The organism is Bradyrhizobium sp. (assembly GCF_049691595.1).
Taxonomy (GTDB): domain Bacteria; phylum Pseudomonadota; class Alphaproteobacteria; order Rhizobiales; family Xanthobacteraceae; genus Bradyrhizobium.
Genome location: NZ_JBAVNZ010000531.1, coordinates 1 through 10115 on the forward strand (window position 1 = coordinate 1; position 10115 = coordinate 10115).

Here is a 10115-nt window from a genome sequence, read left to right on the forward strand (position 1 = left end):
GTCTCAGGCTTACGACGGTATCTCAAGGGCCTGGCTGTCAACTTCAACGACATGCGCCCTAACGGGATCAATGCGGTACGGCCGAATTGTAAATCGAGTTACGGTGACAGTGCACTTAATTTACTAAATTTTGTAAACTGAGTAACATCGGCATTTGGCATTTAGTGAACTGTCACCGTAACTCGCCGGCGACGTTGGCGGCATAATTGCCTGCGTTGAAATTGGGGCTGTCGAACGCAGGGCTGGCGTGCGCCGTTCCATAGGTGAGACTGCCCACCTGATAGAAGGCGAACGCCGTAGGTGCTGAACTGGTCGTCCGATCGGGGAACGAGGTGCGACAAGCCAGCCTCCGCTGATTTTCCTGACCTGTCGCCGCCGCGTCCGCCGTCTCGAGATCAGGTGAGATAGGATTTCAGGATCGACGCCCCGAGCGTGTATTTCGGATCGACCATGTTGCCGAGACGCACGCGGCCGCATTGGGTCAGAAGCATGTACGCGTCGAGTTCGGCGAAGCCGAAATCGGCGGCCATCCAGCGAACCAGTTCGCGGTATGCAATGCGGGCGGCGTCTTCCATCGGCCGGCCGGAGCCGATCGTCATGAAGAACCTATCGTTTTCCAGCCGCGGCCATTTGAAGGTCCATTTCTTGATGAGATCGACCTGCAACGTGGTGACGGTCGGATGCTCCAGTGCGACGCCGCACAGCTCGCCATCGCCCTGCGTGGCGTGGCAGTCGCCCAGATACAGCAGCGCGCCGGGCGCGTTGACCGGCAAATAGATCACCGCGTCCACCGCGACATCGGGCAAATCCATGTTGCCGCCATAATAGTCCGGCTGCAGCGAGGTGATCGCCTCGATCTCCGGCGAGGTGCCGATGGTTCCGATGAAGGGCTGATAAGGCAGCGTCAGCTTGTCGCTCCATTTAATGCCGCCCTCCAGCGTGACCTCGACCTTCTTGACCCGCTCGGGCAGCGGGGGATTGAGCAGTGCGGTATCGCCGGTCGCGACCAGGCCGCCGAATTCCCTGATCAGGCAGGTCGTTCCCACCGGCTGCGGCCCGCGCGGCACAATGGACTTGATGTACACCGCAAGGGTATCACCCTTCTCCGCGCCGTTGACATAGATCGGCCCGTTCTGTGGATTGAGGAACGGGAAATTCAGTATCTCGCTTGGCTTGTCCGTTTCATGCTTGATCTTGCCCTCGAACGCATCGTGCGTTTCGGCCGATATCACGGCCCCCGGATCCACCGTCAATACCGGCTTCGCATAGGGACCGTAGACATAGTGATATTTGCCCTGGCTCTGTTCGGTGATGGAATGAGTCTTGCCGGGCTTGCCTTTCGCGAGGCCTCTGCGGGCCATGATGGAGGTTTCGAGCCATGACATGTTGATGATCCTTCCTGCTGGTTGAAAATTCGGCTCAGACGGCGAGATGGCGTCGCACGACCTCGCGATCGTCAAGGTCCGCCGGCGCCAGTTCGGCGACGACCCTGCCCTTGTCCATGACGTAGCAGCGCTGCGCCATGGCGCGGATCATGTCGAGGTTCTGCTCGACCAACATGATCGTGACGCTGGTTTGGCGATTGAGATCGACGATGGTGCGCGCGATGTCCTGCACGATCGACGGCTGAATGCCCTCCGAGGGCTCATCCAGCAGAATCAGCGACGGCTTGCCGATCATGACGCGGCCGATCGCCAGTTGCTGCTGCTGGCCGCCGGACAGGATTCCGGCCCGCTGGCTGCGCCGCTCGGCGAGGATCGGAAACGTGGCGTAGACCCGCTGGTAGTCTTCGGGGCCGACCTTTCCGCCAGTCATTTCGCCGACCCTGAGGTTCTCCTCGACGCTCATGCGCGGGAAGACGTCGCGGCCCTGCGGCACGTAACCGATACCGAGGCGGGCGCGGCGGTGCGCCGCCAGCGCGCTGATATCCTCCCCCTTGAACACAATGCGGCCTTCTGTCGGCGGCAGCAGCCCGATCAGCGTCCGCATCAGCGTCGACTTGCCAACACCGTTGCGGCCGATCACCGCGACGATCTCGCCTTCGCGCACATCCATGTCGATGCCCTGCAGCACCGGCTTGCCTCCGTAGCCGGACCGGAGCTTGAGCGCGGAGAGCACGATTTCCCTACGCATGGCCATGCCCCAGATAGATCGCCGCGACGCGCTCGTCGGCGACGATCTCCTCGATGGTCCCCTGCGCGAAGATCCGGCCGAGATGCAGCACTGTGACCCGCCTCGCTACCTGCCGGACAAAACTCATGTCATGCTCGATCGCGAGAATGGTGACGCCGCCGGCGTTCAGGGTCTTGACGATTTCGCCGGTGGCGATCGTCTCCTCCGGTGACATGCCGGCGGTCGGCTCGTCCAGCAGCAACAGTTTTGGTTTCAGGCTGATAGCCATGCCGATCTCGAGCCATTGTTGCTGGCCGTGGCTGAGATTACCCGCGAGCTGCGCGCCGACATCCAGTAGATGGAGGAAATCGAGCAGCCGGTCGGCCTCTGCGTCGAGCGAACCACCCTCGAGATGATGCTGGAGGGCGATTTCCAGGTTCTGCCGCGCGCTCAGCGCCTTGAAAATGCCGGGCACCTGGAACTTGACGCTCATGCCGCGCCGGATCCGCTCGAACGACTTCAGCCGGGTGATGTCCTGGCCGGCATAAAGAATACTGCCGCTGGACGGCGCGTGCTCGCCCAGGATGAGGCGGAACAGCGTGCTCTTGCCGGCGCCATTGGGGCCGATCAGGCAATGAATCTCGCCCTCCTCGAGCGCAAGGTCGACGTCCGCGGTGACGTGCAGGCCACCGAAGCGTTTGTTGAGACCACGCGTTTCGAGAATGGACATCAGGCCGCTTCCTTCGAACCATGCCGCATCCGGCCGACGAATTTGGCGAAGGTGACGATCAATCCCCCCGGCGCGATCAGCACCGTCGCAACCAAGAGCAGACCCATCACCACCAGCGCATACTGGCTGCCATAGATCGTCAGCGCCTGGAACGCCGCCAGCACCGCGAGGGTCCCGATCAGCGTGGCGGTCAGGTCGCCGCGGCCGCCGACCGCGACCCAGACGATCGGCAGGGCGGCCGCGGTGATGCTCATGCTCGACGGCGTGATATACTGGCCCCACGAGGTGTAGAGCGCGCCGCTGAGCCCGGCCATTACCGCGCCGATCACGAACGCCACCAGCTGATATTTTCGCACGTCGTAGCCCAGCATCTCCGCGCGCTCGGGATTCTCCCGGATCGCCACCAGCACATTGCCGAACTTGGAGTTCACGAGCATGCGGAGGCCGAGATAGGCCAGCACCAGCAGCGTCAGAACCAGATAATACAGGCCGACATCCGGAAACAGCACGAGGGCACCGCCGAACCACGGCAGCGTCAGCGGCGGCATGCCGCTCATGCCATTGAAGCCGTTCAGGCGTGCGACGCCGACATGCCATTCGGGACCAGCGGTCTGGGCCATGAAGCGCTCGAACACCAGCGTGACCGAGAGCGTAACGATGCCGAGGAAGACGCCGCTGATCCGGCCGAAGTAAAGAAAGTAGCCGAGCACGGCAGCAAGCATCGCGCTGCAGGCCAGCGCGGCAATCAGGGCAAGCAGCGTGAAGCCGTAAGCGGCGCCAAAGTTGAGGGTAAGAACGCCGTAGGCATATCCCGACAGGCCGAAGAACGCGGTCTGTCCGAAGCTGAGCGTGCCGCCATAACCCCAGATCAGGCAGAGCCCGAGCGCCATGAACGTCCAGTTGAAGAAATAGACGGTGTTGCCGACCGTGTAGCCATCCGCCAGCAGCGGATAGATCCCCGCCGCGAGCAGGACCGCGCCGGCAGCGCCCCAGAATACCGGGCCACGGCCCAGCGTCTGGGGGCCCTCGAGCAGACGGATGAACCGCAGGTGCCGCGTCATGTCCAAAGCTGCTCTCTCAACTTCGCTCGCGCAGGATGAAGCCCGAGATTCCCTTTGGAAGTACGCGAATGACGATGATCACCGCGATCAGCAGTCCGATCTGTCCGAACAATTGCCCCTGCCACGACGTCATCGCGGCCTTGACCACTCCCAGCACGGCAGCGGCGGGTGCCGTGCCGAGAAAGATATCGGCGCCACCGACAACGACCGTTACAAACGCCTCCATGATGAACGTGCTGCCCATGGTCGGCACGATGGTCATGGTCGGCGCATAGAGCCCGCCGACCAGCCCCGCGAGCGCCGCACCCGATGCAAAGGTCATGCTGTAGACCAGTTTGGTGTCGACGCCCAAGGCTTCCGCCATGTGCGGCAGCTGGATGGTGGCGCGGGCCAGAATTCCGAACTTCGTCCTGTTGAACGCGAGATAGAGCCCGATGAGAATTGTCAGCGCGGCGAGGATCAGCACCAGACGATAGGTCGAGTAGGAATAGGCGCCGACCGTGAAACTGCCGAGCGGAACGCCGACACCCGGCATGCTCGATCCCAACACGATCAAGGTGCCCTGCGTGGCAATCAGGCTCAGTCCCCAGGTTGCGACAATGGTGTCCATCGGCCGGTCGTAGAGCTGCCGGATAACGAGGCGCTCGACGATCAGCCCGACGGTTCCGGCGGCAAGCGCTCCACACAGGATTGCAAGCGGCAGTGACAGACCGGCCCGCCCCGTCGCCACGGTCACATAGGCCCCGCACATGATGAACTCGCCATGGGCGAGATTGATCACGCCCATCATGCCGAAAATCACCGCCAGCCCGCACGCGGCCAGCACGAGAAATGCGAATGCGTCGCCGCATTGGTAGACGAATCCGAACAGCGAACTCAGGAAATCCATCCGATACCTCGGGTGAAGAGCATTCTCTTCCGGGCACCCGTGCGCGAAACGCCGATGCGGATATCGAGGGGCGCCGAGCGCCCCCCGATATCGCCGCGGTCAGGGTTTTGGCGGCGGATTGCTCGGCGTGTACTGCGCCATCGGGTCCTTCTTGGTGAGGTCGCACCCGGCCTCGCCAAGCCAGTATGGCTTGATATCGTTCCAGACCTGCGGGAAGGTGATGGAGTGATCGTCGCCGACCTTCGCCATGTAGATGGTGTGCGAGGCGTGCTGGCTTTTCGGATCGATGCAGACCTTGCCTTCAGGCGCGTCGACACAGACATCGCCTTTGGCAATTACCGCCCGCAAATCAGCCCGCGCCGTCGAACCGCCGGCGCGCTCGACCATCTGCTTGTAGAGATAGACGGCGTGGTAGGAGTTCTCCGCTTCCTGGTTGATGTAAGGCTCATTCGGGAATTTCGCCTTCCACTTCGCCACGAACGCCTTGCTCGCCGGCGTATCGACCTCCTCGACATAATTCACCGTCGCGTACATGTTGGCGAGGCTCGGCGGCTTGAAACGCTTGTGCTCGTAGCCCTGGCCGACATTGACCGAGCTGCCCATCGGAATCTTCAGGTTCGCCGCGGCGGCCTGCTCGTAATAGGACGCCTGCGCGGTGCCGACGAGCAACGTGATCAGCACGTCCGGCTTGACCTTCTGGATGTTCTGGATGGTCTGCGAGAACTGCGACACGCCGAGCGGGATGAACTCTTCGCCGACCATCTCGCCGCCCTTCTGCTTGACGATCATGCGGACCCACTCCGCCGAGATCTGGCCGAAATTGTAATCGGCTGCGATGGTGTAGACCCGCTTGCCGTACTTCTCCATCATCCACGGGATCAGGGTCGAAAACTGCTGCTCCGGTACCGCGCCGGTCACAACCATGTGGCCGTCGCAGACGCCGCCTTCGTACTGATTATTGTAGAAGGCGAAACCGTCAAGCTGGTCGACGATCGGGCGGTAGGCCTCACGCGAGGCGCTGGAAAATCCGGCAAACACCACATTGACCTTGTCGCGCTGAAGCACCCGTCTCATGAATTCCTGGTAACGGGTGTTGTCCGACTGGGTATCATAGATCACCAGTTCGAGCTTGCGACCGGAGATGCCGCCGGCGGCATTGATTTCATCGGTGGCGAGCTGAATGCCATGGACCTTTCCGATGGTCGCCAGCGCGAAGTCGCCGGATTGATCTTCGAGGACGCCGAGTTTGATCGGGTCCGCCGCGTAGGCCGAGCCTGCTGCGAGCAAGCCGACCCCGATGAGGGACGCGAGACGCGCCCCCCTTACCATATTGTCAAGCATCTGCCTCTCCTCTGTTGAGATTAGTCGGCGAGTTTTCTCCTCGGAACGCGTTCGCCGTCGTCTTGCCCGTCTGCCGATCGGATCAAGTCTTTGCACAGATCTTCCATCGTCTGGCGCGTCTTCATGCTGCGCCGTCGGAGCAGATCGTAAGCTTCGTCATCGTCGATGCCGTCCCTGACCATCGTCCGGATAATCGCCTTGACCACATCCCGCCGACCGCGGCGGCGACGCTCGTGATCTTCCAGCCGGGTCTCGAGATGCCGATGGCGTCGATATTCGTTGACGCCGACGAACAGCGCCGGATAGACCGCCGCGCCATGGATGGGCTTGCGGAGGAACGAGGTCGCGCCCGCGCGCATCAGCGCCTTGAGGCGGCTGGGGGCGCTGACGCCGAGCAGGCCGATGATCGGCGCCGGCGGCAGGCGAGCGATCGGGCTGAGCGGGAGTGCCGCTCCGTCGCCGACGTCACCGTCGATGAAAATGATGTCGCGCTCGGGCTGCAGCGCCGCGACATCGATCGCCGCGGCGGTCTCGACGATATCCGCCGGATCGGTCGCAACGCCGAGGCGGGCCAGGGTCGTCGTCAGCACCTCGAGCGATGACGCCCGGTCCGTCACGACGATGGCGCGGCCGCCACTGAAATTCTGCAGCAGGCTCGCTTCGGTCATGACACGAGCCTCAGCGAGGGAGCGGCGGCAGCTTCGAAGCGCGAGGAACTGCGCACCAGATACGGATCGGGCTGAACCGGCGCCCGGGCCTCGCCCACCAGATCGAACCTCGCACCGCGATTGGAACGTCCGATCCGGGGCGTCAGATAGGCATGAAAGGTTTGCTCGTCGATCCAGACCTTGCCCTGCGGCGCGTCGAGACGCTGGTGGATGATTTCCGCCTTGACGGAGCGCGGGTCGGTGGACTTCGCCGTCACGGCGGCGTGTGCCAACAGCCAGACCGCGTTATAAGACGCCTCTGCATCGGCGGATGCCGTCGACCGCTCCGGGTAGCGCGACGCGTAAGCCCGGAGGAAGCGAAGGTTCTCCGGGCTTTGGATCGAACAGAAATAGACGCTCGAACTCAGGTGGCCGTCGACCGCCTCGTCGCCGATGGCCTCGAGCTCAGGCTCCGAAAGCGAGCAGCTTGCAACGGGGATTTCCCGGGCCTGATCGATGCCGCGGGCGCGGCATGCAGCCCTGAAGTCGCGGAAAAACTTGTAGGCCGAGGTACCGATCAGCGTCAGGAACACGAAGGAGGGACGCGCTTCGAGGATCGCCTCGATCACCTGACCGAAATCCTCCTCGCCGACGGCGAAATAGCGCTCGGCCAACACCGACCCGCCGCGTGCGGTCACACTCTCGCGCAGGATCCGGTTGTTTTCCCAGGCCCAGATGTAATTCGAGCCGACGCAGAACGCCCGATGGCCGTGATGCTGAAGCAGATATTCGACCAGCGGCAAGACGTGCTGATTGGGGGCAGCCCCCGTATAGATCACGTTGGTGGAGCTCTCGAAGCCTTCGTAGTGCGACGGATACCACAGCAGCGCGTCATGCTTTTCGAACAGCGGGATAACTTCCTTGCGCGACGACGACGTGTAGCAGCCGACCACGTGACGGATATTGCGTCGCAACAACGTCTCCGCGAGAGCCGAATATTGGGAGAGGACTCCGCCGGGGTTGAGCACCGTCGGCTCGATCTCGATGTCGAGGCCGGAAGCGTTGATTTCCTCGACCGCCAGCAAGGCGCCGTTCAACATCGACCGCGAGACCAGCTCGTACGATCCCGTCGACGAGAACAGAAAGCCGACCTGAATATTTCTTGGCGCCATGCCACAACCCAACGCAACAAGCCTGGTCGTTCAGGCCCGGCGAACATTGCCGTCAAAGGAGCATTGCAAATTGGGTGGCGCCATCGGGGGCAGCTTTGCCCAGCGCTCGCAATCAAGGCTCCCTCGGAAGACCGCTTCTGTCAAGGAATATCTGTCGCGGCGGACGGCATTTTGGAAAGAGCGATCCGAAATTCCCTTGGTCTGACGCTTTGTGAGCAGCTTGTACAAATAGTGTGCGCCAATTGATCAAGGGCACGGCAACGGTCACGTGCATGGCGGTCAACGACAACCGTTTGCGACCATCCAGCGCGAGATCGGGCGAGCCCCTCTCGATATTCTGCCGGATGCCGCCTTCGAAATGGATGCTGCAAGGCGACACAAAGATTTGCGCCTGCCGATGGAGCCGCGTGCGGTCGCAATATTTGCGACGGGCTGTCATTCACGTCGTTTCGCCACGGTGGCTTTACGGAAGGCGCAGCCTCTGATCTGTCCGATGCCGAGCTGGGCACAGCAGACCGCCATCGGTCGGCGCGGCAATTGCCCACGAACGCCAGGTGCACCCGCAAGCAGCTAATCTCCGGGGTTCAAAAACGCCGTGCCGAGCAAACAAACCAGCCGACTTGTCGGAATAGCGGTCCGTGATTTGTCGGAATAGATGCCGGGAATGCGGCTACGTCATTGATTGCGATGGTGGGCGCACCAGGGCTCGAACCTGGGACCCGATGATTAAGAGTCATCTGCTCTACCAACTGAGCTATGCGCCCGGAAGCAAGTCCGGAAAAGACCCTCGCAAGAGGGCGTCGTTTAGCAAAGCGACCCATCGATGTCCAGCAAAGCGGCGGAGGTTTTCCCGGTCATTGACCAGAGGCGCCAGCCGCAAAAAGCCGCTGGATTGCAGCGGCTTTGCCTGATGCTCCAGTCGACCGAGGGCGGTCAGAGCCGCCCGGAGCCGTCGCGGTCCGGTCCGCCATCACGGTCGGAGCGATCCCGCTCACTACCGCGATCCCGGCGGCCATCGTCGCGATCGAAGCCGCGATCCATGCCCCGCTCGAAACCGTGGCGCCGCCAGCCGTCGGCGCCGAACCGATGCTCCATGTGGGTCAGGAAAGCGAGGCGGCGTTTCTGGCTGTCGTCCAGCGTCTTGTAGAGCGGATCGGCGGCATCGGCGATCTTCTTCAGCGCGCTCGCCGTGGTCGTCATGTTGTCGGCGCGCTCACGCAGCCGCGTAACCGGATCGTCCGGCTTCTGCGCGTCCGGGGAAGCGCTTTTCTGCGCGTCGATCCGCGCATTGGCGCGATCGATCCGCAGCTTGGCGAAATCGCGCACGGCGGCCTCGACCGGCGGCCACAATTTTTCCTGATCCGGCGTCAGCTTGAGGCCGGCGTGCACCGCGGCGATCCGCGCATCGAGGAAGGCCGCCCTGTCCTCGGGGTTCATCCGCATATAGCCATGGGACCAATGGTGGTGCTGGGCATAAACGGCGGTCGAACCGGCGATGGCAAGCGCCGCGATACCGGCGATGGCGAAATTTCTCATGCAAGCCTCCTTTTGAAAAAGCTCGCGTCAAAGATGGGCCCGCGCCGACGCGCGTTCAACTTACCGTTTGGACAGGCAAGCCACCCTTACAAAAATGTAATGCGGCGCCCCCTACAGCATGCCGAGCGCCCGCGGCAGCCAGAGCGAGATATCAGGCACGTAGGTGACGATGCCGAGGAAGATCAGCATGGTCAGAAGCCACGGCCACACCGCGATCGTCAGTTCGGTGATCCCCATCTTGGCGATGCCGGAGGCCACATAAAGATTGAGACCGACCGGCGGGTGGCACATCCCGACTTCCATGTTGACGACCATCAGGATGCCGAGATGCACCGGGTGAATGCCGAGCTTGACCGCCACCGGAAACAGGATCGGCGCCATGATCAGCACGATCGAGGATGCCTCCATCACATTGCCCGCCAGCAGCAGCAGCACGTTGACCACCAAAAGGAAGATGATCCAGTCGACCCCGATCGAGGTGATCCACGCCGCGATCTGCTGCGGAATATTCTCGTTCGCCATCAGGAACGAGAACAGCACCGCATTGGTGATGATATAGAGGATCATCGCGCTCATGTTGGCGGAGCCGAGCAGCACCCTCGGCACGTCCTTCAGCGACATGTCGCG

The 10115-nt window shown here is 62.3% G+C and carries 10 protein-coding genes and 1 tRNA gene; all 11 read right to left on the minus strand.

Annotated elements, in window-relative coordinates:
• Positions 1 to 395 precede the first annotated feature (395 nt).
• Positions 396 to 1385: an acetamidase/formamidase family protein gene (locus tag WCE35_RS21465; RefSeq protein WP_424595325.1), complete on the minus strand. Its 990-nt coding sequence runs from the start codon at positions 1383 to 1385 to the stop codon at positions 396 to 398.
• A gap of 34 nt (positions 1386 to 1419) precedes the next feature.
• Positions 1420 to 2133 (minus strand): ABC transporter ATP-binding protein, encoded by a 714-nt coding sequence (locus tag WCE35_RS21470; RefSeq protein WP_424595326.1) that lies wholly within the window; start codon positions 2131 to 2133, stop codon positions 1420 to 1422.
• Complete coding sequence (locus tag WCE35_RS21475) at positions 2126 to 2842, minus strand: ABC transporter ATP-binding protein (RefSeq protein ID WP_424595327.1); 717 nt, start codon at positions 2840 to 2842, stop codon at positions 2126 to 2128. Before WCE35_RS21475 ends, WCE35_RS21470 begins: the two co-directional genes overlap by 8 nt.
• Positions 2842 to 3903 (minus strand): branched-chain amino acid ABC transporter permease, encoded by a 1062-nt coding sequence (locus tag WCE35_RS21480; RefSeq protein WP_424595328.1) that lies wholly within the window; start codon positions 3901 to 3903, stop codon positions 2842 to 2844. The genes WCE35_RS21475 and WCE35_RS21480 overlap by 1 nt, the downstream gene beginning before the upstream one ends.
• Positions 3904 to 3919: 16 nt before the next feature.
• Entirely contained in the window at positions 3920 to 4792 is an 873-nt protein-coding gene (locus tag WCE35_RS21485) for an ABC transporter permease subunit (protein ID WP_424595329.1), read from the minus strand.
• Positions 4793 to 4891: 99 nt separating this feature from the next.
• The gene (locus tag WCE35_RS21490) at positions 4892 to 6133 is read right to left on the minus strand and encodes an urea ABC transporter substrate-binding protein (protein ID WP_424595330.1); all 1242 of its coding nucleotides are present in this window, start codon (positions 6131 to 6133) and stop codon (positions 4892 to 4894) included.
• A 20-nt stretch (positions 6134 to 6153) separates the two neighbouring features.
• Positions 6154 to 6801, minus strand: a complete 648-nt coding sequence (locus tag WCE35_RS21495; RefSeq protein ID WP_424595331.1) for an ANTAR domain-containing response regulator — start codon at positions 6799 to 6801, stop codon at positions 6154 to 6156.
• The gene (locus WCE35_RS21500; protein WP_424595332.1) at positions 6798 to 7952 is read right to left on the minus strand and encodes a transporter substrate-binding domain-containing protein; all 1155 of its coding nucleotides are present in this window, start codon (positions 7950 to 7952) and stop codon (positions 6798 to 6800) included. Before WCE35_RS21500 ends, WCE35_RS21495 begins: the two co-directional genes overlap by 4 nt.
• A 688-nt stretch (positions 7953 to 8640) precedes the next feature.
• Positions 8641 to 8716 (minus strand) — tRNA-Lys (locus WCE35_RS21505).
• 169 nt (positions 8717 to 8885) lie between these two features.
• Positions 8886 to 9488, minus strand: coding sequence for a Spy/CpxP family protein refolding chaperone (locus tag WCE35_RS21510; RefSeq protein ID WP_424595333.1), 603 nt, complete (start codon positions 9486 to 9488; stop codon positions 8886 to 8888).
• Positions 9489 to 9599: 111 nt separating this feature from the next.
• The coding region (locus WCE35_RS21515) for a TRAP transporter large permease subunit (RefSeq protein ID WP_424595334.1) at positions 9600 to 10115 on the minus strand (516 nt) is incomplete at its 5' end.